The organism is Neglectibacter sp. CSJ-5, assembly GCF_032490475.1.
Classification (GTDB): domain Bacteria; phylum Bacillota; class Clostridia; order Oscillospirales; family Acutalibacteraceae; genus Hominenteromicrobium; species Hominenteromicrobium mulieris.
This window is the reverse complement of the sequence record NZ_JAVYJC010000003.1, coordinates 266,530-289,587: the sequence shown is the minus strand read 5'-3', so window position 1 is coordinate 289,587 and position 23,058 is coordinate 266,530. Positions and strand designations below refer to the sequence as shown.

Annotated in this window: 19 protein-coding genes and 1 riboswitch; of the genes, 6 read left to right on the top strand and 13 right to left on the bottom strand. The window is 54.9% G+C overall.

Translation table 11 applies throughout. The features are described 5' to 3' along the window. Positions 1-131 precede the first annotated feature (131 nt). From gpmI to R2K26_RS08105, 4 genes are all read right to left on the bottom strand, one after another. On the bottom strand, positions 132-1,643 hold the full coding sequence (gene gpmI / locus R2K26_RS08120) for a 2,3-bisphosphoglycerate-independent phosphoglycerate mutase (protein ID WP_316519529.1): 1,512 nt from the start codon (positions 1,641-1,643) through the stop codon (positions 132-134). 49 nt (positions 1,644-1,692) lie between these two features. Beyond that, positions 1,693-2,463, bottom strand: a complete 771-nt coding sequence (gene tpiA / locus R2K26_RS08115) for a triose-phosphate isomerase (protein WP_316519528.1) — start codon at positions 2,461-2,463, stop codon at positions 1,693-1,695. Between the two features lie 93 nt (positions 2,464-2,556). After that, a complete protein-coding gene (locus tag R2K26_RS08110) occupies positions 2,557-3,855 on the bottom strand; it encodes a phosphoglycerate kinase (protein WP_316519527.1) in 1,299 nt (432 codons plus the stop codon). A gap of 172 nt (positions 3,856-4,027) precedes the next feature. Further along, positions 4,028-4,546 (bottom strand): tRNA (cytidine(34)-2'-O)-methyltransferase, encoded by a 519-nt coding sequence (locus R2K26_RS08105; protein ID WP_308448646.1) that lies wholly within the window; start codon positions 4,544-4,546, stop codon positions 4,028-4,030. A gap of 61 nt (positions 4,547-4,607) precedes the next feature. Here R2K26_RS08105 and R2K26_RS08100 point away from each other — a divergent pair, with 61 nt between their 5' ends. After that, on the top strand, positions 4,608-4,868 hold the full coding sequence (locus tag R2K26_RS08100) for a hypothetical protein (protein ID WP_308448647.1): 261 nt from the start codon (positions 4,608-4,610) through the stop codon (positions 4,866-4,868). Here the strand turns inward: R2K26_RS08100 and R2K26_RS08095 are convergent, their stop codons facing one another. Together R2K26_RS08095 and R2K26_RS08090 are read right to left on the bottom strand one after the other, a co-directional pair. Beyond that, positions 4,869-6,173, bottom strand: a complete 1,305-nt coding sequence (locus R2K26_RS08095; protein ID WP_316519526.1) for a hypothetical protein — start codon at positions 6,171-6,173, stop codon at positions 4,869-4,871. It lies immediately after the preceding gene. Continuing rightward, positions 6,173-7,870 carry a hypothetical protein gene (locus tag R2K26_RS08090; RefSeq protein WP_316519525.1) on the bottom strand — a complete coding sequence of 566 codons (1,698 nt, stop codon included), beginning with the start codon at positions 7,868-7,870 and terminating at the stop codon, positions 6,173-6,175. The genes R2K26_RS08095 and R2K26_RS08090 overlap by 1 nt, the downstream gene beginning before the upstream one ends. 189 nt (positions 7,871-8,059) lie before the next feature. Between R2K26_RS08090 and R2K26_RS08085 the strand changes: the two genes are divergently transcribed. From R2K26_RS08085 to R2K26_RS08065, 5 genes are all read left to right on the top strand, one after another. Then, on the top strand, positions 8,060-9,832 hold the full coding sequence (locus tag R2K26_RS08085) for a histidine kinase (RefSeq protein ID WP_316519524.1): 1,773 nt from the start codon (positions 8,060-8,062) through the stop codon (positions 9,830-9,832). Next, a complete protein-coding gene (locus R2K26_RS08080) occupies positions 9,829-10,614 on the top strand; it encodes a response regulator (protein WP_316519523.1) in 786 nt (261 codons plus the stop codon). The genes R2K26_RS08085 and R2K26_RS08080 overlap by 4 nt, the downstream gene beginning before the upstream one ends. A 327-nt stretch (positions 10,615-10,941) precedes the next feature. Continuing rightward, positions 10,942-12,534 (top strand): ABC transporter substrate-binding protein, encoded by a 1,593-nt coding sequence (locus tag R2K26_RS08075; protein WP_316519522.1) that lies wholly within the window; start codon positions 10,942-10,944, stop codon positions 12,532-12,534. A 193-nt stretch (positions 12,535-12,727) separates the two neighbouring features. Continuing rightward, positions 12,728-13,699 (top strand): ABC transporter permease subunit, encoded by a 972-nt coding sequence (locus tag R2K26_RS08070; protein WP_176820843.1) that lies wholly within the window; start codon positions 12,728-12,730, stop codon positions 13,697-13,699. Positions 13,700-13,719: 20 nt separating this feature from the next. Beyond that, positions 13,720-14,610, top strand: coding sequence for a carbohydrate ABC transporter permease (locus tag R2K26_RS08065; protein WP_316519521.1), 891 nt, complete (start codon positions 13,720-13,722; stop codon positions 14,608-14,610). Between the two features lie 120 nt (positions 14,611-14,730). Here the strand turns inward: R2K26_RS08065 and R2K26_RS08060 are convergent, their stop codons facing one another. The 7 genes from R2K26_RS08060 to R2K26_RS08030 form a co-directional block, all read right to left on the bottom strand. Further along, positions 14,731-15,426, bottom strand: a complete 696-nt coding sequence (locus R2K26_RS08060) for a P-II family nitrogen regulator (RefSeq protein WP_316519520.1) — start codon at positions 15,424-15,426, stop codon at positions 14,731-14,733. Between the two features lie 12 nt (positions 15,427-15,438). Further along, positions 15,439-16,962, bottom strand: a complete 1,524-nt coding sequence (locus tag R2K26_RS08055) for a DUF1538 domain-containing protein (RefSeq protein WP_316519519.1) — start codon at positions 16,960-16,962, stop codon at positions 15,439-15,441. 198 nt (positions 16,963-17,160) lie between these two features. Beyond that, a complete protein-coding gene (gene pflA / locus R2K26_RS08050; protein ID WP_316519518.1) occupies positions 17,161-17,859 on the bottom strand; it encodes a pyruvate formate-lyase-activating protein in 699 nt (232 codons plus the stop codon). Beyond that, positions 17,859-20,087 carry a formate C-acetyltransferase gene (gene pflB, locus R2K26_RS08045; RefSeq protein ID WP_176820839.1) on the bottom strand — a complete coding sequence of 743 codons (2,229 nt, stop codon included), beginning with the start codon at positions 20,085-20,087 and terminating at the stop codon, positions 17,859-17,861. Before pflB ends, pflA begins: the two co-directional genes overlap by 1 nt. Before the next feature lie 84 nt (positions 20,088-20,171). Further along, positions 20,172-20,256, bottom strand: a riboswitch (ZMP/ZTP riboswitch). A 39-nt stretch (positions 20,257-20,295) separates the two neighbouring features. Then, a complete protein-coding gene (locus R2K26_RS08040; RefSeq protein ID WP_316519517.1) occupies positions 20,296-21,096 on the bottom strand; it encodes an ABC transporter ATP-binding protein in 801 nt (266 codons plus the stop codon). After that, entirely contained in the window at positions 21,093-22,076 is a 984-nt protein-coding gene (locus tag R2K26_RS08035; RefSeq protein WP_316519516.1) for an iron ABC transporter permease, read from the bottom strand. The genes R2K26_RS08040 and R2K26_RS08035 overlap by 4 nt, the downstream gene beginning before the upstream one ends. After that, positions 22,069-23,052, bottom strand: coding sequence for an ABC transporter substrate-binding protein (locus R2K26_RS08030; RefSeq protein WP_316519515.1), 984 nt, complete (start codon positions 23,050-23,052; stop codon positions 22,069-22,071). Before R2K26_RS08030 ends, R2K26_RS08035 begins: the two co-directional genes overlap by 8 nt. Between the last annotated feature and the right edge of the window lie 6 nt (positions 23,053-23,058).

Sequence of the window (23,058 nt, the reverse complement as noted above, 5' to 3'; positions counted from 1 at the left end):
ATCATGTATAGGAGGGTTTGTCAATATATATTTAAAAGTTGTTAGAAAAAAAATAGAATAAAAAATCTCCCTCTGCGCCGAAACACAAAGGGAGACTGTTTATAATGCTTTGATTTTAGAGCAAGATCGAATTAGAGAATGATGCTCTTGCCAGTCATTTCTTCCGGCTGCGGCAGATCCATGATCTTCAGCATGGTGGGTGCGATGTCCGCGAGAACGCCGCCCTCACGCAGCTTGCACGGATAACCGACAACGCAGAACGGAACCGGGTTTGTGGTGTGTGCGGTAAACGGTTCACCGTCATCATCGACCATCTTGTCTGCATTGCCGTGGTCGGCGGTGATGAGCAGCACGCCGCCCATCTCGTCGATGGCTGCTGCGACCTTGCCGACGCAGGTATCGACAGCCTCAACGGCAGCCTTTGCAGCCTCGAACACGCCGGTGTGGCCGACCATGTCGCAGTTTGCAAAGTTCAGAATGATCATATCGTACTTGCCGGACTTGACAGCCTCAACCATCTTATCCGTGACTTCGTAAGCGCTCATTTCCGGCTGGAGGTCATACGTTGCGACCTTCGGGGATTTGACAAGGATGCGATCCTCACCCGGATACTGCTTCTCGACGCCGCCGTTGAAGAAGAATGTGACATGCGCATACTTCTCGGTTTCGGCAATGCGGAGCTGCTTGAGGCCCTTATCGGAGACGTACTCGCCGAGGGTGTTTTTAAGGCTCTGCGGCTTGAATGCGATCTCAACGTTCGGCATCGTGGCGTCATACTGCGTCATGCAGACGTAGGTGAGCGGGAAGAAGCCATTCTTGCGGGTGAAGCCGGTGAAATCCGGGTCTACGAATGTGCGGGTGATCTCTCTTGCGCGGTCCGGGCGGAAGTTGAAGAACACGACGGAATCGCCGGATGCGACCGGAGCGCCGCCCTTGATGACGCACGGCACGACGAACTCGTCCGTGACTTCGTTTTCATAGGATTTCGATACAGCGCAAACCGGGCACGCGAACTCTTCGCCTTCGCGGCAAACCATGGCGTTGTAAGCCTTTTCTACGCGCTCCCAACGGTTGTCGCGGTCCATCGCATAGTAGCGGCCCATGACCGTTGCAACCTTGCCGACGCCGATTTCCTTCATCTTCTCCATGAGCTCCTTGACGAAGTCCTTGCCGGAGGAAGGCGGAACATCGCGGCCATCGAGCAGGGCGTGAACATAGACGTTTTCAACGCCCATCTTTTTTGCCATTTCCAGCAGACCGTAGAGGTGCTGGTTGTGGCTGTGCACGCCGCCGTTGGAAAGCAGGCCGATGAGGTGCAGCGCGGTGCCGTTTTCTTTTGCGTTATTCATGGCGTGTACGAGCGCTTCGTTCTCAAAGAAAGAACCGTCCTGTACCGCCTTCGTGATGCGGGTAAGCTCCTGATAAACGATGCGGCCTGCGCCGATGTTGGTGTGGCCGACTTCGCTGTTGCCCATCTGGCCGTCCGGCAGACCGACGTCCATGCCGGAAGCGCCGATCTTTGTAATCGGGTTTTCAGAGAACAGCTTATCGAGGTTCGGTTTCTTAGCGGCGGCAATCGCGTTGCCCTCCGTTTTAGCAATTCCGAAACCGTCCAGAATCATGAGTACAACAGGTCTTTTCATAGTGGAGATGCCTTTCCTTTCAACTGGAAAAAATCTTTCGGTGGAAAAATCAGCCCTTGGTGGCTGCGTCTACGATGGCTGCGAAGTCGTTCGGCTTCAGGGAAGCGCCGCCGATGAGGCCGCCGTCAACGTCCGGCTGTGCAAGAAGCTCAGCTGCGTTGCCTGCGTTCATGGAGCCGCCGTACTGAACGGTGATGCCTTCTGCAGCCTTTTCGCCGTAGAGGGACTTGACGGTCGCACGGATGACAGCGCAAACCTCGTTTGCCTGCTCTGCCGTAGCGGTCTTACCGGTACCGATAGCCCAAACCGGCTCGTAAGCGATGATGATGCGCCCCAGCTCTTCTTCGGTTACGCCGCCGAGTGCGATCTTTGTCTGCATGGCAACGAGCTCATCGGTGATGCCCTGCTCGCGCTGCTCGAGGTACTCGCCTACGCAAACGATGACGGTAAGGCCTGCGTCAAGCGCAGCTCTTGTTCTCTTCTGAACCGTAACGTCGGTATCGCCGAAGTAGGTTCTTCTCTCGCTGTGGCCGGTGATGACGTACTCAACGCCGCAAGCCTTCAGCATTTCTGCGGAAATCTCGCCGGTGAAAGCGCCGCTGACTGCCCAGTGGCAGTTCTCTGCGCCGATCTTGATGTTGGTGCCCTTAGCCGCCTCAATAGCGGTTGCGATGTCTACATACGGCACGCAAGCGACAACGTCGCAGCCTGCGTCCTTAACGAGCGGAGCAATGGCGGTGATGAGTTCCTTTGCCTCCGCAGGGGTTTTGTTCATTTTCCAGTTTCCGGCGATAACAGCCTTTCTAACAGCCTTGTTCATGATTTTCTATTCCTTTCCGTCGGTTAAAAACCGTTTTTATTGAGACAACAATACGGGAGCAGAGGCAAGCTCCGCTCCCGTTCATGCTTTTAATTATTTCTCGTTGAGGCAAGCAATGCCGGGGAGCTCAAGACCCTCGAGGAATTCGAGAGAAGCGCCGCCGCCCGTGGAGATGTGCGTCATCTTATCCGCGAAGCCGAGCTTCTCAACAGCCGCAGCGGAGTCGCCGCCGCCGATAATGGAGATTGCGTTGCTGTCTGCAACTGCCTTTGCAACCGCGATGGTGCCGTTTGCAAAGTTTTCCCACTCGGAAACACCCATCGGGCCGTTCCAAACAACGGTACCAGCGTTCTTCACGGCGTTTGCGAACAGCTCGCGGCTCTTCGGGCCGATATCGAGACCCATCCAGCCTTCCGGAATGTCGTCGGAATCGACGATCTTCCACTCGGAGTCTGCACTGTACTCGGTTGCAACAACGTTATCGACCGGGATAAGGAAGTTGATGCCCTTAGCCTTTGCCTTGTCCATCATTTCCTTAGCGAGCTCAACCTTGTCGTCCTCGCAGATAGAGGTGCCAATCTCATGACCGAGAGCCTTGAAGAAGGTGTAAGCCATGCCGCCGCCGATGATGAGTGTGTCGACCTTTTCAATCAGGTTGTTGATGACGCCGATCTTATCGGAGACCTTAGCGCCGCCGAGGATCGCAACGAACGGACGCTTCGGGTTCTCGAGCGCGCCGCCCATGATGGAAATCTCCTTCTGGATGAGGTAGCCGCAGACAGCCGGGAGGTAATCTGCGACGCCTGCTGTGGAAGCATGTGCACGGTGTGCGGTGCCGAATGCATCGTTGACATAGATCTCAGCCATGGAAGCGAGTGCCTTAGCGAAATCCGGGTCGTTCTTGGTCTCTTCTGCATGGAAACGAACGTTCTCGAGCATGAGGACTTCGCCGTCCTTCAGAGCTGCAGCCTTGGCCTTAGCGTCCGGGCCGACAACGTCTTTTGCCATGATGACTTCCTTGCCGAGGAGCTTGGAAAGCTCTGCTGCGACAGGCGCCAAGGAGAACTTCTTCACGTCGCCCTTAGCAGCCTCGAGTGCCTTAGCGGTCGCTTCGGCCTGCTCTGCCTCCGGCATAGCGTCGATCTTCTTCTTCTCCTTCTTGTCGAGCTTTACAACGTCGTTGAAGATGTTGTGCGGGCGACCCATGTGGGAGCAGAGGATGACCTTTGCGTTGTGGTCTACGAGATACTTAACGGTGGGCAGCGCACCGACGATGCGCTTTGTGTCCGTGATGACACCGTCCTTCATCGGGACGTTGAAATCGCAGCGGACAAGAACGTGCTTACCGGCAACGTCGATGTCTTCTACGGTTTTCTTGTTGAGGTAGTTCATTTTCGTACACTCCTTTAAGAAATATATTGAGTTACGGTTATACGTTTGGTTGGCGGACAACACCGCCTACAGAATTTATTTTATACCAAACAGAAGATGATTTCAAGAGATAACGCGCAAATTGCACACTTTTTAGCGCAAATTTTTCATTTTTGCGATTTTGTACGGGTTTTTATTTCGCACCGTTCGCGTCTGCCGCGTCCCAGTCGTAGCCGCGCAGGCGACCGGCTTCGGAAAGCGCGGGAAAATCCCACTGGCGCAGGACTTCGTAAACGCCGATGGCGATGCTGTTGGAGAGGTTTAAGCTGCGCGCTTCCGAAATCATGGGGATGCGCACGCAGCGGTCTTTGTTTTTGAAAAGCAGGTCTTCCGGCAGGCCGGCGGTCTCTTTGCCGAAGAAGAGGTAGCAATTATCGGGATAGTGTATATCCGTGTGCTTATGGACGGATTTTGTGGAGAAAAAGAAAAATTCGCCGCTGTTTTTTGCAAAAAATTCGTCGAGCGAGTCATAATAGGTGATGTCGAGCAAATGCCAGTAATCGAGACCGGCGCGCTTTAGCTTTTTGTCGTCGATCTTAAAGCCCATGGGGCCCACAAGGTGCAGCCTTGCGCCCGTGGCGGCGCAGGTGCGCGCGACGTTGCCGGCGTTTTGGGGGATCTCCGGCTCGACCATAACGATATTCAAAATCATTGCTGTCAAAGTCCTTTCGGGAAGAATGATGTATGTTTTTGTAAAAAGGGGGAAACTAAACGTGACGGCTGTTTTGTATGTTTTAAAAGCCGCAATCTGGATCTGGAGGTTGGATGCCATGTATAAGCAGAGCATGAACGTTGTGAAGGGCGTGGGTCTCGGCATTGCCGCAGGCGCTGCCGTGGCTGCCGTTTCGTCCGCGATGATGAACGGCGGGAAGAAATCCGCCAAGGCGCGCACAAAAGAGATGCGCCGCAGTACCGCCAAAGCCGTGCACACGGTGGGACAGCTCATTGACGGCGTAGAGAACATGTTGAAGTAACTACCCGCGGTCGCAGTGGCAGCCCAAAACGCCGCTGTGGCCGAATACATAGATATTGCATGGCGTGCGGCGCTCGCCGGCGGCTGCGGCGCATTTGAGCGTCAGGGAGCCGGAAGCGGGCTGCTCGTAGCACCGTTGCAGCCGGTTGCAGCACCCGCCCGCGATGTCGCGCCAGCGGCATGCCCCGGCATTTGTGCAGTGCTTGATGCACTCCATATCGATGTAGCGCTGAGAAATTTCGCCGCCCGCGTGGTAATCACCGTTGGAGATGAGCAGGTGCGCAACGGCGAGGTCGCCGATGACGTTTGAAAAGTGGCTTTCTGTGCCGTGGTGCGGCGCTTTGACGATATAGTAGCCGTCAAACAGCTTCCCGGAGATGCGGCGCAGCACTTCATCGGACACGTCGCCGGTCATTAGAATATCGAGGTTCGACGGGCCGCGGCTTCGGCGGTTGTGAAAGACGAGGGAGAGGTCGTTCTGCGTTTCGGTGTAGACGTTGCGCACGACGGATTGATTTAAAATGTCCTGAATATCCGGCGCGGCGGGGGAATGGGCGAGGTTGCTGCGCATATCCTCCATGCGGCCTAAGAGGTCGCGGAGAGAATCAAGCAGGATGCGCCGTCTGCCGGGCGTGGCGCGGTCGGACGGCGCGAAGGCCGTTTGACACTGCATGTAGAGCCTAACGAACGCATCCTTCGTCTCCAAAAACTCCGTTTCGCGCCCGGTGTGAAACGGGGAAGAGAGGCAGATGTTGAGGTTTTCGACGGCTTCCGTCAGGATGGCATCGAACGGGAAGGGCTCGTTACGCGCGGGGGAGAGCACCTCGTAAAACGCGCCGTCAAATGTGAAGATGTCACCGCCGCCGAGCGTGAAAATGCGGTCTGCGCCGACAGAATCATTGAGCGCGTCGAAAATACGCAGGCAGGTGGTGTTCACCTGCGCAAAGTCACTTTGCGGCACGGCGAAAAAATGCGCGAACACGGCGAACTCCAAAACGGGATTTACGCCGCGCTTATCGCACGGGAGGGCGGGGAGGTATACGCGGTCAAAGTAGCCGGGATCCTTTTTGACTTGCTTTAAAAAGCCGCTCATGTGGTCGCGGTGGTAGTGCGTGAGCAGAAACTGGCGCTGGGAGGCGGGCGCATAGCGGCTGAAAATTTCGTTAAAACGGCGGTCAATCTCCTCTTCACCGCGGCGGGCGTAGCGGCTGACGGAGCCGCAATCCACCATTAAAATCTGCCGATTTTGCCCAACGAGGACGGTGCAGTCGCCGTATTCCACGTCGTGCAGTTCAACGCGGTCCATTACGCTTTGTCCTCGTTCTGCACGTGGCGGTACAAAATGCCGTTTTCATAGCGGTCATCTTTCCACTCGCCGGTGTAGACGACATTGCCGTTTTTGTCGAACGCCGTGCCGTGACCCTGCCGTTTACCGTTCTGCCAGCCACCGGAATAAATCAAGTTGCCGTCTGCATCGAACAGGGTAGCTTGACCCGCTTTTTCGTTGTTTTCATATTTTTCGACGAACACGCAGTGTGTTTCGGGGTCGACGGAGACACCTGCGCCCTGCTTTTGGCCGTCGATGATTTGGCCGTTGTAAATTAAATCGCCGTTTTTATTGAAAATCGTTGCCATGCCTTGCGGCTTACCGTTTTGCCAGTGGGAAATGTGCAGCGCGTGGTCGCTTTCGCGGAACGAAACGCCGAAGCCTTCGCGCTGATCGTCTTTGAAGTCGCCGATGTAGGAGACGGCGCCGCTGCGGTAGTGGTGCACGCCGAACCCCTCGCGCAGGTCGTTTTTGTACTCGCCTTCATAGAGCGTGATGCCGTTGTTGTTCACGGTGCGGCCGAATCCCTCGCGTTTGCCGTCTTCGGAAAGGTCGCCTGTGTAACGGAGCGGCGTGCCGCCTCTGATGAGCGTGATGCCGTTTTCTGGGTCGTCCTCTTTTTCAGCTTCCTTTGCAGGCAGGAGCTTATCAAGCAGAGCACGTGCCTGCCGAAGCTCTTCCGGCGTGATGTCGGGGGCGGAGTCTGTTTTTGGCATTTCTACGGGAGCAGGTTCTTCCGGGACTTCTTCGGGTTCTTCTGCGGGAGTGTCCTCAATGAGGGCTTCTTCGACTTCTTTCGGCTCGGGTTCTGTTTCGGGCTGCGGCTCGGCTTCGGGTGCTTCGGAGGCAGCTTCTTCGAGAACGGGTTCCTCTTCGGTAGATTCTGCGGCTTTTTCGGCGGGGTCGCTCAGAAAATCGACGAGTGCGGGCTCCGTGAGGTTTTCGAAAACGGGCAGTTCAGACTCCGGCTCGGTCGTTTCGGGCACATCGCCGTCTTTGACCTCCCAACCCATAGAGAGCATGACGGAGGCGTTTTTATTCTGCTTCAGAAATTTGATGCGGCGCTGCTGCTCTTCACGCGGGCAGTAGGCGTATTCGCCGCGCTCATCGGCGACGAGCAGAAGGCGGTCGCCGAACTGGGCGTTTTGCAGACTCTGCTCGGCGGTTTGGAACGCATACGGCACGGGGAACAGCACGGTTTCTTTCGTTTTGCCGGTAGAATCGTTATAATCGAAGCGGATGACGGCGTCGCGGTGGTCGTCCGGCTTAAAGGTAATGCGCGCGCGGCGGTCGTCATCGGGAGAGAAATACTCCGTGCGCATCCACTGCATTTCGGCGTCGTAGTACACGCGGGCGCGCAATGCGCCGTAGGCGTTATAAAACGCGATGCCGCGCTGACCGCCGTTTGTGAATGCGGCTTCGAGCGTATTTTTGCCTGCGCGTTTTTTCCATTTTATAGTGCGGCGGGAGAGCTTGCCGTGCACCTCGCCGGAAAGTCCATCGAAAATGCCGCGGGCGCGGATATGTACGGTTTTGCCGGAGCCGAAATAGCTGCGGCGCGCTTCATAAAGGGCATCGTGAAACGAAGACAGCGTATCGAGCCCGGTATAGCACACGGTGTAGACCTTACGGTTCACAAGGCTTGCGCTGAGAGAAGTGGCGTTATGTTCCGTCATCTGAACGACCTTTCTGCGGGAAACAGGCACGTTTCCCGTCTTTTCCGTTGATATAGCTTCAGTATACCACGAAAGGACGTTTATTTCAATCACACGGTTCCTTCGGATTTTAACTTGCGAAATGCTTTAAAATCTGCTATGATATTGTATCATCGTTCTATACTATAATAGATGAAAGGATCGCGCGGCATGAAAAGTGTGAAGAAAGAAGTCTCGTTCAGGCGAAAACTGATGACGGCTGTATTGAGCGTCACGCTGCCGCTGATCGCGCTGCTTTTGTTCAGCAACCTGTATTCCACGCAGGTATTTAACAGGAAAATTGCGGATTCCAACATGCGCACGATGGATTACCGGGTAGGGCGCATGGAGGAGCAGCTCGATTCTGTGAACGATTTTCTCACCGGGCTGACGGTGAGCGACGATTACCGCACGCTTTCGGGCGGTGAGAAAAACCCCTTAAAGGCGTATCTTGCAAGCTATACGCTCATTACGCAGTTGAAAACGGCGCTGCCGGCATACGGTGATGTGGGCGCGTTTTTCATTTACAGCGTGCCGAGCGATGCCGAGCGCGATATTTTTGACGATTCTATTCTTTATGCGCAGAAGGAGCGGCTGCGCGCTTTTGTGCGTGACGCGGCGGAGAACAACACGTATTCGTACAATATGCAGTGGCGGCACGCGGAAATCGGCGGCAAGGCATATTTATTCCGCTTTTACGGCGGGCGCGGCACGTACCTTGTGGCGATGGTGCCGTTGGCGGCGCTGGCGGACGTGCGCTACACGCAGATTGACACCGACGCGGTGATGTTGTTTTCCGATAAAAATAATGAGCCGCTGACCTCTGTCGATTTTGTGGAGGATAACGGGATCGATTTGAACGGCGACTATGAGAGCTACTTTATTTCGGGCGGGAAGCAGCGATATATGATCGTGGGCCGCGATTTGGCGGGTACGGATTGCAGGGCGATCCTTGCCGTAAACGAAAGCGGGTATTTCGGCTCGCTCGATGGCTTGCAGGCGGCGCTGCTTGTACTCTCTTTGCTGGCGCTGGTGCTGATTCCGGTCATTCAGTGGCGGCTGACGAACTCCATCTCGAAGCCGGTGGAGGGGCTGCGCAGTGTTATGGAGCATATCCGTGCCGGCGATTTGGGGGCGAAGGCTGAGGGCAAGACGAACATACGTGAATTCAATGAGGTGAACGAGACGTTCAACACAATGATGACGCAGATTAAAGACCTCAAGATCGAATCTTATGAGCACGAGATTGAGACGCAGAAAGCGGAGCTGCGCTACATGCAGCTGCAGATTCGCCCGCATTTCTTTTTAAATTGCCTCAAAAGCTTATATGCGTTGGCGGAAGCGGGCAAATATGACCGCATACAGAAGATGATTTTGGAGATTTCGAAGCACATTCGGTACATTTTTACGGACAGCATGGAGCTTGTGCCGCTTTCGCGCGAATTAGACCACATTGAAAATTACATCGAGATGCAGCGGGGATCTTCGCAGTACCCGCCGGTGTGCCGGTTTGATATTGATTCGCATTTGAAGGAGCTGCCGATTCCGCCGCTTTCTTTGCAGAGCTTTGTGGAAAACTGCGTGAAGCATGTGTACTCGCCGGATTATGTTTTGGAAATCGAGGTGAAGGCAGCGGTGCTGCGCAGCGGCGCGGACACGTTTGCCGACCTGACGGTGACGGACAACGGCGGCGGCTTCCCCGAGGACGTGATTGCGGAGATCAACGAGCCGGACAGCCCGCTGTACGCGCAGAACCACGTGGGCATCAACAATGTGAAAAAACGCTTGCAGCTGATTTACGGCGACCGCGCTTTATATGCGTTCTTTAATCGGGATATAGGCGAACGCATGGGCAGTGTATCTGAAATTTTGATTCCGATAGACTGCGCAATGCTGCATATGGCGGAGGGCGAGCCGGACGGAGAGGAGGCTTTCAACGGATGAACGTATTGATCGTAGATGACCAGCCGGAAGTTGTGGAGAGCATGGTGACCGGTGTAAACTGGAAAGAAATACCCGTGGAGCAGGTGTTTACGGCGTACAGCGTGAAGGAAGCGCAAAGCGTTTTTGAACGCGAGCGCATAGATGTGCTGCTGTGTGACATTGAAATGCCGCCGACGAACGGCTTTGCCTTGCTGCGTTGGGCGCAGGAGCGGTTTTCCGGCGTGGTGTGCATTTTCCTTTCTGCGCACGCGGAATTTGAATATGCGCAGGAGGCTGTGAAGCTGGGCAGCTTTGACTACATTTTGCAGCCTGCGCCGTATGCGGAGATTGAGGCGGCGGTGGAGCGCGCGGCCGGAAAAGTGCGCGAAGCGGAAAACCAAAGGCGGTACAATGCTTATGCGAAGTACCGCGGCGAGGATGACAGTGCGGAGAAGGAGCCGGACAAGACGGAGCAGACGCCGATACAACGCGCGATGACGTATATCCGGCGAAACATCGACAAGGATTTAAGCCGCGCGGAGATTGCGGACGCAATCTATTTGAACCCGGAGTACCTTTCCCGCTTATTTAAAAAGGAAACGGGCGCCTCTTTAAATGATTATATTGTGACGGAGAAGATGCGCGCGGCACAGTCTTTGCTGAGTGACACGAATATTCCGGTGAGCCTGATTGCGACGAAGGTGGGGTACTCGAATTTCTCGTATTTTTCGCAGGTTTTTAAGAAATACACGGGCATGTCGCCGGTGGAATACCGTGCGGCAAAGCGGCGGTCTAAGCTGTAAAGCGCGTTTTCTTTCGGTAAACTGTTGTAAAACTGTCACAAAATGTAAAATCCGTGTAAACGGGTGAAAGACAGAAAATACATCTTGCATTTGAGAGAGGGACACCCATATGGGTTTTCCTCTTTTTTTATCGATATAGAATATCGATATGCAGGATTATAAAGAACATCCTGCAAAGTCTTCACAAACATGTCACATTTTGAATAGGAGATGTCACGAAATTTGCAGAAAAGATGCGGATTTTCTGTTACTATATATGTGTAATTTGACCGCGAAGGCTAAAAATAAATTTATCGCGGGTCGAAAAGTATGAAAGGAAGTAAGAAAATGGCAAAGAGACTTGTAGCAATGCTCATGGCAGCAGCGCTGACCCTCTCCCTGGCAGCTTGCGGCAACGGCGGTTCTTCCAGCTCCACCGCAGACTCCAGCACATCTTCCGAATCTTCCGCTTCTGACAGCGCTGCAGCTGATAGCAGCGATGCCTCTTCCGAAGCAGAAGATCTGAAAGAATCCGAACTCGTAACTCTCAATATCGTGACGATGTCCTCCGGTAAAGAAGAATCCGGTATCGCACAGGTTGAGGAAGCAATGGACAAGATCCTCGAAGAGAAGTTCAACGTGAACGTTAAGCTTTCCTTCCTCCCGTACAGCAGCTATGCTGACCAGATCTCCCTGATGCTTTCCTCCGGCGAAGGCGTTGACCTTCTCCCGGTTTACATGGTCAACTACACGGCTTGCGCTGATTCCGGTCAGCTCTATCCGATGGATGATCTCATCGAGAAGTACGGCCAGGGCATCATTGAGCAGCTCGGTTGGGACAACATCAACTGCGGTCGCGTAGGCGGCGAGCTGTTCGGCCTCACGCAGGGCCGTGACCTTGCAGCTTCTCAGGGCTTTGAGTACAGACTGGACCTTGCTGAGAAGTACAACCTCGACATGGATTCCGTTAAGACCCTCGAAGACCTCCACGATGTTCTCGTTACCATTAAGGAAAACGAAGAGAACTGCTGGCCGGTAGCTGTTTCCGCCGGCGAAAACATCCGTAACTGGGGTTGGGACTCTCTGGGCGACGAGATGGTTAACCTCGGTGTTCTCTCCGACATGGCTACGGACACCACCGTTGTGAACCTCTACGAGACCGAGCAGTACAAGAACCTCGTTACCACGATGTACAACTGGATGCAGGAAGGCCTCATTCAGGCTGACGCTGTGAACACCACCGAGACTGCAACCACTCTGCAGGACGCAGGCACTGCATTCGGCAGCTTCGTTAACCTGAAGCCGTACTATGCAGAGGAGAACAACGCGAACCTCCAGAACCCGATCGGCACGGTTGAGCTGATTCCGGCACTGGCTTCCACCGACCGTGTTACCATGGCTCTGTGGTCCATCGCAGGCAGCTGCGAGCATCCGGAAGCTGCTATGAAGACTCTGAACGAGCTTTACAGCAACCCGGAGCTGAGCAACCTCTACATGTACGGTATTGAGGGCGTTCACTACGAAGTAATCGAAGAAGGCGCTGTTACGAACGGTCAGGACAGAATCAACTATCCGGACGGCGTTGATGCAACGACCACCACTTACAGAAAGTCCGGTACTTGGCTGATGCCGAACCAGTTCATCGGCGACATCTGGGGCACCGATCTCCCGGCTGATTACTGGGATGCAACGAAGACCTTCAACGAAGAGTCTCAGAAGTCCGCAGCATTCGGCTTCTCCTTCGACGCAACGCAGGTTGCGAACGAGATCACCGCTTGCACGAACGTTGTTAACAAGTACCACAAGGCACTCGTTTGCGGCGCTCTTGACCCGGAGACGACTCTCCCGCAGTTCAACTCTGAGCTGAAGGATGCCGGCATCGATGCGATCATCGAAGAGAAGCAGGCACAGCTCGACGCTTGGCTGGCTGAGCAGAAGTAATTTACTTCACAATTAGACTTAAAGAAGCTGGAGCGAGATTCGTTTCAGCTTCCTTGTGAAAATCCGTGTCTTTTTCCCGAAAGGGAAAAGGGCATGGGCGTGTACAGAGAGATGACCCTTCTGTACATGCCCATGTTCTTTTGGAAAATTTCAACGGAGCAGGACGAAAACAGATTGAAAGGGGTTTCTAATTATGCCGAATAAATCTGCCGCACTGGAAAAAGAAATGAAAGTGCGCTCGGCAAAACCGAATAAGTGGCTGCGCTTTTACCGCTGCATCCCGCTGTATCTGATGTTCCTTCCGGGCGCCCTGTATCTGCTCATGGATAAGTATATCCCGATGAGCGGTCTGATCATCGCCTTCAAGAAGGTCAACTGGCGTAAGGGCATCCTTGCAAGTGACTGGGTGGGTTTCAGCAACTTCACCTACCTTTTTAAAACGAAGGACGCTTTCAACATTACGCGCAACACACTGCTTTATAACCTGTGCTTTATCGTGCTGGGCACCGTGATTGCCATTACAATCGCGATTCTCTTAAACGAGATTACGAGCAAGCTCTTCAAGCAGGTGTACCAGACCATCATCCTGATGCCGTACCTGATCTCCATCGTTGTGGTCAGCTATCTGGTGTTCGCAATGCTGAGTTCTGAATCCGGCTTTATCAACAACACGATCTTTAAGGCACTTGGCATTAATCCGATTTCCTGGTATACAGAGCCGAAGTACTGGCCGTTCATTTTGGTCATCGTACATATCTGGAAAGTGTTCGGCTACGACTGCATTCTCTATTATGCAACGCTCGTCGGCATTGACCACGGCTACTATGAGGCGGCGGTCATCGACGGCGCAAACCGCTGGCAGCAGATCCTTCACGTTACGCTGCCGAGCCTTCTGCCCACCATCATCACGCTGACACTGATGTCTATCGGCAAGATTTTCTATTCCGATTTCGGTCTGTTCTATCAGGTGCCGATGGATTCCGGCCCGCTGCTCGACATTACGAGCACGATTGATACGTACGTTTACCGCGCACTTATCACGCTGAACGATTACGGCAGATCTTCCGCAGCAGGCGTTTACCAGAGCGTTGTCGGCTTTATACTGGTCCTGTGCGCGAACCTTGCCGTTAAGAAAATCGGCGGCGAAGAGAACGCACTGTTCTAAGGAAGGGAGAGAGAAACACCATGGTCGAAAAAAACAAAGGGTTTCAGGTCGGCGCACACATTGTGATGATCATCCTTTCCCTGTGCTGCATCTTCCCGTTCCTTCTGCTCATCGTGTCCTCCATTACGGACGAGCAGGAATTGATCCGCAACGGCTACACGCTGTTCCCGAAGGCACTCAGTCTGAATGCTTACCAGTATATGTTTAAGAGCAGCAACAAGATTATCTCCGCGTACGGCATCACAATCCTCTCCACAGTTGTGGGTACGGTGTGCGGTCTTTCCATGACAATCCTCATGGCTTACCCGCTTTCCCGCCGCGACCTGCCGGGCCGCAACGGTCTTGCATTCTACGTGTTCTTCACAATGCTGTTCTCCGGCGGTCTTGTGCCGACGTACATCATGTACACCCGTTACATCAAGGTGAGCAATACGATTTGGGCGCTCATCATTCCGTCCCTCGTGGTCAACGCGTTCTACGTGATCATGATGCGCACGTACTTCTCCACGAACATTCCGGAAGCTGTTATTGAAGCAGCGCGCATTGACGGTGCGGGCGAGTTCAGAATCCTGCTGACGATCGTTCTGCCGATGAGCATTCCGATGGTTGCAACGATGACACTGCTTATCGGTCTTTCCTACTGGAACGATTGGAAAAACGGTCTTTACTATCTCCAGCAGAACAAGAGCCTTTACAGTATACAGGTTCTTTTGAATGACATGCTACGAGACGTGCAGGCGCTGAAGAGCGGTATGGATGCTGCGGCTGCGGCTGAGATTACGGCGAACATGCCGAGCACGGGCATCAAGATGGCAATCGCCGTTGTCGGTGTTCTGCCGGTGCTCGTTGTTTATCCGTTCTTCCAGAAGTACTTCGTTAAGGGCATCACGATCGGCGCTGTTAAGGGCTGATTTGATAAATTAGATATTCTCTTTGCCAACATAATAATAGAATGACAAAAATCACCTTCGCGGATTTCCTCCGGCGAGGGTGATTTTGTTATGTACGGGTATTTTGTTACGGTCGTTGTGTTATGTGTTTTCTTCGTTTAAGTCCTGTAATCTAAGGCCGGCAGTGCCGGTGACGGGCAGGGAAAAGACGATAGCTTTCGCTTTGGTCTCAAGCCCGGCTTCCTGCATAACGGCAGTCATGACGTTGTTTTTATCCGCGTGCTTTACGACGATGAGCACAAGCTCTTTTTCACTGGCGAGGGAAACGCCGAGGAACTTTTCCGCGCCCTCCATGCCGGTGCCCTTCGCGTGGATGACGGTGCCGCCGCCTGCGTTTTCGCGGCGCGCTGCGGCCATAATCTGCTCGGTATAGCCCTGGTTTGCGATGACGACCAGAAGCTCGTATTTGGTATCTTTCAAGACGCTTTCCTCTTCTTTCTGAAACGGCTGACCGTTCGTTAAAAACTCCAGCTGACGTTTGCCGCCGATACTGCTGAGCGGCATGGTGAACGCGATGCCGGTGCCGGGAATATCGATGAGCATGATGGTCTGCAGTCCCTTTTGCACGGCACTCCAGATATTGCCGGTGACAACGGAAAGCAGCACGGCTTTTTGCGTGGCTTCAAGTCCGAAATCGTTTAGAATTTCGGACGCGGCGGTGCCTTTGCCGAGCGTGCTGAGCACGACCTCGATCCCATAGGTTTTATAAAATGACAGAAATTTCTGGCTTTGGTTGCGGTCTGTAATGGTAATCATCCAGTATAAATTGTCGCCCATAAACGCCCTCCTTTACAGTTCGATGATCGCGTTTTCGTCCATATCGGCGAATGCGGCGGGTGCGGCGGTCTTCGTTTTACGGCGCTGCATGAGCTTTGCCGCGAGGCCCATGACCTGAATGGTGATGAGCGGCGTCATGGCGACCATGGCAACGACACCGAAGGCATCTGTGACCATGTTGCCGCCGACGGCCGTGCACGCGCCCTGTGCGAGGGGGAGCAGAAATGCCGCAGTCATGGGGCCGGAAGCGACGCCGCCGGAGTCAAACGCGATGGCGGTGTAGATCTTCGGGACAAAAAACGAGATGATGAGCGCGAGCGCGTAGCCCGGGATGAGGAACCACAAAATCGAAATGCCGGTGAGGACGCGGATCATGGCGAGCCCGAGCGAGATGGACACGCCGACGGAAAGCCCGATGCCCATGGCCTTGGCGGAGATGGCGCCGTCTGTGATCTCCTCGACCTGACGATTGAGAACGTACACGGCGGGCTCTGCGCGAACAATGAAATAGCCCATGACCATAGCGACGGGAATGACGACAGCGGAGTATTTGTAAGAAGCTAACTGCTGCCCGAGGTAATGACCGGCGGGCATGAAGCCGACATTTGCACCGGTAAGAAACAGCACAAGGCCGATGTATGTATAAACGAGGCCCATGCCGATCTGGAATAATTTGCGCTTAGAAAGCCGCAGAACGAGAAACTGCGCCGCGAGGAAAAAGAGAATGATCGGCAGGAGAGAGACGGCAATCTCGATGAGGTAGGTCGGGATGCCGGTGCGGAACAGCTCGAAAAGCTCCGAGGAATCCTGCATTTCGGGCAGGATGGGCGGCGTGTAGGTGCTTTCATTCGGATTATAGATGATGCCGAGAATCATGACGGCCAAAATGGGGCCGATGGACGAGAGCGCAACGAGGCCGAAGCTGTCGTCTGCCGCATGGCGGTCGCTGCGGATGGCCGAGATGCCGACGCCGAGCGCCATGATGAACGGCACGGTCATGGGGCCGGTCGTCACGCCGCCGGAATCGAACGCGACGGCGAGAAACTCCGGCGGGACAAAGAACGCCAGAAGAAACACGACGGCGTAGCATCCGACAAGCAGCGGCGGCAGCGCGATAGAAAACAGCATGCGTAGAAGCGACACGACGAGAAACACGCCGACACCGCATGCGACGGATAGAATGAGAATTAAATTCGGCACGGACGGCACCTGCGATGCGAGCACCTGTAAGTCCGGCTCCGAGACCGTGATAATAAAGCCGAGCAAAAACGAAAGCGTGATAACGACACCGAGCTTTTTCGTTTTTGTCATGGCGGTACCGATGCGCTCGCCCATGGGGGTCATGGCGGTCTCTGCGCCGGTGGTGAAGAACATCATGCCGACCAAAATGAGCACGGCGCCCATTAAAAAGCACAGCAGAACGCTTGGCGAGAGCGGCGCAATGGTGAACGAGAGCGCCAGCACGATGGTGATGATGGGAAGGACAGCCTGAAGCGCTTCCTTCCATTTTTCAGAGAGGATTTGTCTTAGCTTCAATCGATGCCTCACGACCTTTCTTATGTGTTGTGGGGTGGTTGAACGAAAATCATTTTTATTATAGCATAAAAGCGTGCGTCTGTGACGATTAAAATTGTGAATTTTTCAAAAAATTGTATAAATCTGAACCAAAACGGAAATAGAGATGAAAACGAAAAGGCTGCCCGGCAAAGTGCGGGGCAGCCTTTTTGGATGAAATTATAGCTTTGAAAGGAGCGCTTCGACGTGGCTTTGTGAGAACGAGGGTTTGTCGCCCATGGGGAACGGGATATGAAGCGCCTTGTATTTGGCGGCGCAGATGTTTTTAAACGGCAGCCACTCGATTTTCTCCAAATTGGAGAACGACTCCGCGAGAGCTTTGACGGCGCGAAGGCTCTCAACCGTATCGGAAAGACCGGGCGCGACGACGTGGCGCACCCAGAGGGGAATATGCATCGATTCCGTAAGGCGCATGAAATCGACCGTGTGCTGCAAGGAGCCGCCGCAGTGGGCTTTGTACTGCGCTTCCGTGGGGAACTTGATGTCGCAAAGGACGAGGTCTGTGTGCTTGAGAACCTGCTTGGCACGGGAAAGGTCGCCGGCGCCGGCGGTATCGAGCGCGGTGTGAATGTTGTGTTCATGCAGGCGCCGGAATAATTCCGCGACGAACTCGGGCTGCAAAAGCGGTTCGCCGCCCGAGACGGTGACACCGCCATTTTCGCCGAAATAGGGGCGGTAACGGAGGATTGTTTTGCAGAGATCCTCTGCTGTGTAGGGCGTGCCGCCGGTTAAGTCCCATGTTTCGGGGTTATGGCAGTAGGCACAGCGCAGCGGGCAGCCTTGCAGAAAGACGACGTAGCGCAGGCCGGGGCCGTCTACCGCGCCCATGGACTGTACGGAGCTGACGCGGCCTTCCATCAGATTGCCTCATGGAATGTGCGGGAGATGACTTCGCGCTGCTGCTCTTTGGAGAGACGGTGGAAGTTGACCGCATAGCCGGAAACGCGGATGGTGAGGTTGGGGTATTTTTCCGGGTTATGGTAGGCATCGATGAGCGTTTCGCGGTTCATGACGTTGACGTTGAGGTGATGCGCACCCTGAATGAAGTAGCCCGAAAGGAGCTGGACGAGGTTTGTGATGCGGTCTTCCTCCGTTTTGCCGAGGGCTTCCGGAATGATGGAGAACGTGTTCGAGATGCCGTCGCGGCAATAATCATAAGAAAGCTTTGCGACGGAGTTGAGCTCTGCGAGCGCACCGGATTTATCACGGCCGCTCATGGGGTTTGCGCCCGGGGCGAGCGGCTCGCCGAGTTTGCGGCCATCCGGCGTGTTGCCGGTCTTTTTGCCGTACATAACGTTGGAGGTGATGGTCAAAATGGACAGCGTGTGCTGTGCGCCGCGATAGAGCGGGTATTCGCGCAGGGCATCGTAGAAGCGGCGCACCTGCTCGCAGGCGATGGAATCAACACGCGGGTCGTCATTGCCAAAGCACGGGAACTCACCCTCGGTCTCGAAGTCGGTGACGAGGCCGGTCTCGGGGTCGCGGATGCAGCGCACCTTGGCATATTTAATGGCGGAAAGGGAGTCTGCCATGCAGCTCATGCCGGCGATGCCGAACGCCATCAAACGGCGGACGTTCGTATCGTGCAGCGCCATCTGGCTCTTTTCGTAGGCGTATTTGTCGTGCATGTAGTGGATGGTGTTCATGGCATCGACGTAAGTTTTTGCGAGCCAATCGCGGTAGAAATCGAGGCGGTTGAGGAGGCCGTCGAAATCGACGTATTCGTCCGGCCAGACAGGCATTTCAGGTGCGACGCGGGTCTTTTTCACTTCGTCCATGCCGCCATTGATGGCGAGCAGGACGAGCTTTGCAAGGTTTGCGCGTGCACCGAAGAACTGCATATCTTTGCCGACGCGCATGGCGGAGACGCAGCAGGCAATGGCGTAATCATCACCGAATGCGGGGCGCATAACGGTGTCGCTCTCGTACTGGATGGCATCGGTATCGCAGGAGACCTTCGCGACGAAGCGCTTCCAGTTTTCCGGCAGGTGCTTCGACCACAGCACGGTGAGGTTCGGCTCCGGGGACGGGTGGAGGTTATAGAGCGTATGGAGCATGCGGTAAGAGTTTTTGGTGACGAGCGTGCGGCCGTCCTCGCCGGTGCCGCCGAGGGACTCGGTGATCCACATGGGGTCGCCGCCAAAAAGCTCGTTGTATTCGGGTGTGCGCAGGTGGCGCGCCATGCGGAGCTTTAAGACGAAATCGTCCATGATCTCCTGTGCGCCGGATTCATCGAGTACGCCTTCTTTGAGGTCACGTTCAAAATAAATGTCAAGGAATGTGGAGGTGCGGCCGAGGCTCATGGCGGCACCGTTCTGCTCTTTGATGGCGGCGAGATATGCGAAATAGAGCCACTGCACAGCCTCGCGGGCGTTTTCTGCCGGGCGGGTGATGTCGTAACCGTACATGGCGGCCATTTTCACCATGTCCTTGAGCGCGGTGATCTGGTCGGTGACTTCTTCGGAAAGGCGAATGGTATCGGCCGTGAGGGGATTTTTGCCGAGGTCGGCTTTATCTTTCTGCTTTTGGAGAATCAAACGGTTTACGCCGTAGAGCGGAACGCGGCGGTAATCGCCGATGATGCGGCCGCGGCCGTAGGCGTCCGGCAGGCCGGTGATGATGCCGGCGTGGCGTGCGGCGCGCACGTCATCCGTATAGGCAGAGAACACGCCGTCGTTGTGGGTCTTGTGGTATTTGAACTCCTCTTCGATTTTATCGGAGACCTTGTAGCCGTAGGCTTCGCAGGCGGAGCGCACCATGCGCATGCCGCCGAACGGGTTGCAAGCGCGCTTTAACGGCTCATCGGTCTGGAGGCCGACGATGATCTCGTTTTCCTTATCAAGGTAGCCGGGGCCGAAAGACGTGGCGGTGATGACGGTTTCGGTATCGATGTTCAAAACGCCGCCGTTTTGCTGCTCGGCGCGGCAGAGAGCCTCGTACTTTTCGAGCATTTTTTCGGTGCGCGCGGTCGGGGGCTGCAAAAAGCTTTCGTCGCCCGTGTAGGGGGTGTAGTTTTTCTGGATGAAGTCGCGGACATCGATGCGATCCTGCCACTTACCGCCTTTAAAATCTCTCCAAGCGTTCATAGTTTCCCATTCCTTTCCGGCGTTTTGCCGTGCAAATTTCCTTGTTTTGGAAGCTGCTGACATAAAAACAGGGCAGTGCTTTCAAAACACTGCCCAGACGGTCGGCTCATTTTCATACTTTTGCTCCACGATGTCCCCATCTTGTATTCCGTCAGTTACAAAAGTACTTTAACTTGTGGCCTTATTGTACACGCAAAAGTGCGAAATGTCAACTGTGAATTTTACGTTCGATGTACTCCACCTCTTTGTCGAGCATCACGGGGGTGAGGGAAATGCCGAACAGGTGCTCGATAAGGCCGGTTTTTAATAGCTCCTCCGGCGTGCCGCTTTGCATGATTTGGCCGTTTTTCATGAGAAGCAGGCGGTCACAGAACTTGAACGCGAGGGGAAGCTCGTGCAGGACGATGCCGACGGCTTTGTTTTGCGCTTTGAGCGTAGAGAGGAGCGCCATGAGCTCGAATTTATGGTGCGCATCAAGGTAAGTAGTGGGCTCATCGAGCAGAACGACGTCGGTGTTTTGCGCTAAAAGCATGGCGAGGAACACGCGCTGGCGCTCGCCGCCCGAAAGCATGGGCAGGCGGCGGTCGGCAAAGGCCGACACACCGGCAGTTTTAAGCGCATTTTGAATGACGGTGCGGTCTTCATTGGACAGCGTGCGCGAAAAGCCGAGGTAGGGATAGCGCCCATGGGAGACGAGTGTTTTGGCGGTGATATCCGGCACGGCCCTTTGCTGCGGCAGGAACGAGACGCGCCGCGCGAGAGCTTTGGGGGCAAGGGCGGCAATGTCGGTTTCCGCGGTACCGCCGCACAGGGTGATGCTGCCGGAATCCGCTTTAATAAGGCGGCAGAGCACGCGGAGCAGCGTCGTTTTGCCGCAGCCGTTTGGGCCGAGGATGCCGGTGACTTCGCCGCGGCGGAGTTCGCCCGAGACTCCGCGGAGAATTTCGGCGTGATTTAACGTGACGCAAAGGTCAGCGAATTTTAAGGCGGTGGAAAGGTTTCGGTTCATTCGAGTTTTCCTCCTTTTTTGCGCACGATGAGGAAAAGGAAGAACGGGCCGCCGAGCAGCGACAGTACGATGCCGACGGGAATCTCATACGGGGAAAACAGCGTGCGGCTGAGGGTATCGCACAATAAGACGAATGACGCGCCGAAGAGGGCCGAAAGCGGCACTAAGATGCGGTGGCGCGCGCCGATGAAGTGGCGCAGAATGTGCGGTACAATGAGCCCCACGAAGCCGAGAAGCCCCGAAAAGCTGACTGCGCCGCCTGCAAGCAGGCTGGCCGTCATGAGCAGGAGAAAGCGTGTTCCTTGCACACGCATGCCGAGCGACTGCGCGGTCTCATCGCCGAGGGAGAGAACGTCCATTTCGCCGGAAAACAGCACGGCAAGGAGCAAACCAAGCAGGATGGCAATCCACGCAGGGGTGAGATTTTGGTACGCGATGCCGGAAAATCCGCCGATGAAAAAGGAGCTGGAATTATAGATGGTATCCGGGAAAAAGGTCTTTATGGCGTTACTGCCGGCGGCGAAAACACTGCTTAAGGCCACGCCCGCGAGGGTGATCGTTGTGCGGGAAGCACCGCTTTTGGCGGCGACTGCATAAATGAGCAGCGACGCGGAAAGAGCGCCAAGGAATGCTGCAAACGGCAAAAACGCGGTGGCTGTGGGAAAGACGGCGAGCAAAAACAGCACGGCAAAGCCCGCCCCGGCGTTGACACCGATGATGTTCGGTGCGGCAAGGGCGTTATTTAAGACATTCTGCAAGAGCACACCGGAGACCGCAAGTGCTGTGCCCGAGAGCACGGCGGCAAGGGCGCGCGGCAGGCGCACGTAGAACAGGATGCGGACGGCGGTCGTTAAACTGCCGTTTTGCAGGGCAGAGACAGCTTCGCGGATAGAAATTTGTGCCGAGCCGACACAGAGACTCAGCACAAAGGAGAAAACGAGCAGCAGGAGCGCTGCGGGAAATAAAATTTTCTTACGCATCTTCGTTCAAAAGGAGCTTTGCAATGTATGCGTAGCTCTCGTCCCAGCGGTTTAAGGACTTATAGTGGAAAAGGTCTTTCGGCAGATAGATGTAGCGGCCGTTTTTCACGGCGGAAAGCTCGCTCCACGCGGGGTTATTCTCGATGTTCTCTGCCATGTAGGTCTTGGCGTTTTCTTCGCTGCCCATCGTCATGACGAGGATGTAATCCGGGTCGGCTTCGATGACGGATTCCAAGCTGAGGTCTTCGAGCAGGCTTTCGTTATCGTCTGCGATGTTGTGCGCACCGAGCTCTTTTAAAATGGCGCCCGCAACGGTGTCTTCGCCTTTGGCCTTGACGCCGGTGGAATAAGCGCGCAAAAGCAGGACGGTGGGGGCTTTCTGCCCGGAGAGCTTTTCGGCTGTCTCCTGCTTTATAGATTCAATGCGCTTTAAAACCCGCGTGACGTTTTCGTCGTATTTTTCACCGTCCGGGTCGTTGGCGGCGCAGAAATTCAGCATGATCTTTGCATAATCCATGACGTTATCCATATGGAAATAGCCGTGGGGAATCTGCATATCGGTGAGGGCGGCATCAAGCTCCGCGTGGGCGGGCAGGTCGGCGGATAAAATCACGTAATCCGGGGAGAGCGCCGCGACGCTCTCAAGATTCGGCTCCATAACGGTGCCGACGAGCGCGGTGTCGTCATCGATTTCGATGCCGTGCTCGTCTACGGCATCTTCGGTAATACCGGCGAGCTTACCGCCGGAGAGCAGCCAACACTCGGCAAACGAGCCGTAAAGGGAGACGACGCACGGATCATCGGGGAGCTCCGTTTTGGTGCCGTAGGAATCCGTAATGACGCGCTCGGAGACGGCGGTCGTTTCGGAAGCGGCGGAGGAGCTTTCAGGGGTGGTTTCGTTTTGCGCCGGGGCGGCGCAGCCGGAAAGGAGCAGCACGGCGGAAAGCGCGAGCGCTGCGAGGGACTTGAGTTTCATAGGGTA

What these genes read in the sequence shown, in the direction of transcription:
- gpmI (WP_316519529.1), bottom strand. Translation starts at nt 1,643, where the DNA reads ATGAAAAGACCTGTTGTACTCATGATTCTGGACGGTTTCGGAATTGCT.
- tpiA (WP_316519528.1), bottom strand. Translation starts at nt 2,463, where the DNA reads ATGAACAAGGCTGTTAGAAAGGCTGTTATCGCCGGAAACTGGAAAATG.
- R2K26_RS08110 (WP_316519527.1), bottom strand. Translation starts at nt 3,855, where the DNA reads ATGAACTACCTCAACAAGAAAACCGTAGAAGACATCGACGTTGCCGGT.
- R2K26_RS08105 (WP_308448646.1), bottom strand. Translation starts at nt 4,546, where the DNA reads ATGATTTTGAATATCGTTATGGTCGAGCCGGAGATCCCCCAAAACGCC.
- R2K26_RS08095 (WP_316519526.1), bottom strand. Translation starts at nt 6,173, where the DNA reads ATGGACCGCGTTGAACTGCACGACGTGGAATACGGCGACTGCACCGTC.
- R2K26_RS08090 (WP_316519525.1), bottom strand. Translation starts at nt 7,870, where the DNA reads ATGACGGAACATAACGCCACTTCTCTCAGCGCAAGCCTTGTGAACCGT.
- R2K26_RS08085 (WP_316519524.1), top strand. Translation starts at nt 8,060, where the DNA reads ATGAAAAGTGTGAAGAAAGAAGTCTCGTTCAGGCGAAAACTGATGACG.
- R2K26_RS08080 (WP_316519523.1), top strand. Translation starts at nt 9,829, where the DNA reads ATGAACGTATTGATCGTAGATGACCAGCCGGAAGTTGTGGAGAGCATG.
- R2K26_RS08075 (WP_316519522.1), top strand. Translation starts at nt 10,942, where the DNA reads ATGGCAAAGAGACTTGTAGCAATGCTCATGGCAGCAGCGCTGACCCTC.
- R2K26_RS08070 (WP_176820843.1), top strand. Translation starts at nt 12,728, where the DNA reads ATGCCGAATAAATCTGCCGCACTGGAAAAAGAAATGAAAGTGCGCTCG.
- R2K26_RS08065 (WP_316519521.1), top strand. Translation starts at nt 13,720, where the DNA reads ATGGTCGAAAAAAACAAAGGGTTTCAGGTCGGCGCACACATTGTGATG.
- R2K26_RS08060 (WP_316519520.1), bottom strand. Translation starts at nt 15,426, where the DNA reads ATGGGCGACAATTTATACTGGATGATTACCATTACAGACCGCAACCAA.
- pflA (WP_316519518.1), bottom strand. Translation starts at nt 17,859, where the DNA reads ATGGAAGGCCGCGTCAGCTCCGTACAGTCCATGGGCGCGGTAGACGGC.
- pflB (WP_176820839.1), bottom strand. Translation starts at nt 20,087, where the DNA reads ATGAACGCTTGGAGAGATTTTAAAGGCGGTAAGTGGCAGGATCGCATC.
- R2K26_RS08040 (WP_316519517.1), bottom strand. Translation starts at nt 21,096, where the DNA reads ATGAACCGAAACCTTTCCACCGCCTTAAAATTCGCTGACCTTTGCGTC.
- R2K26_RS08035 (WP_316519516.1), bottom strand. Translation starts at nt 22,076, where the DNA reads ATGCGTAAGAAAATTTTATTTCCCGCAGCGCTCCTGCTGCTCGTTTTC.
- R2K26_RS08030 (WP_316519515.1), bottom strand. Translation starts at nt 23,052, where the DNA reads ATGAAACTCAAGTCCCTCGCAGCGCTCGCGCTTTCCGCCGTGCTGCTC.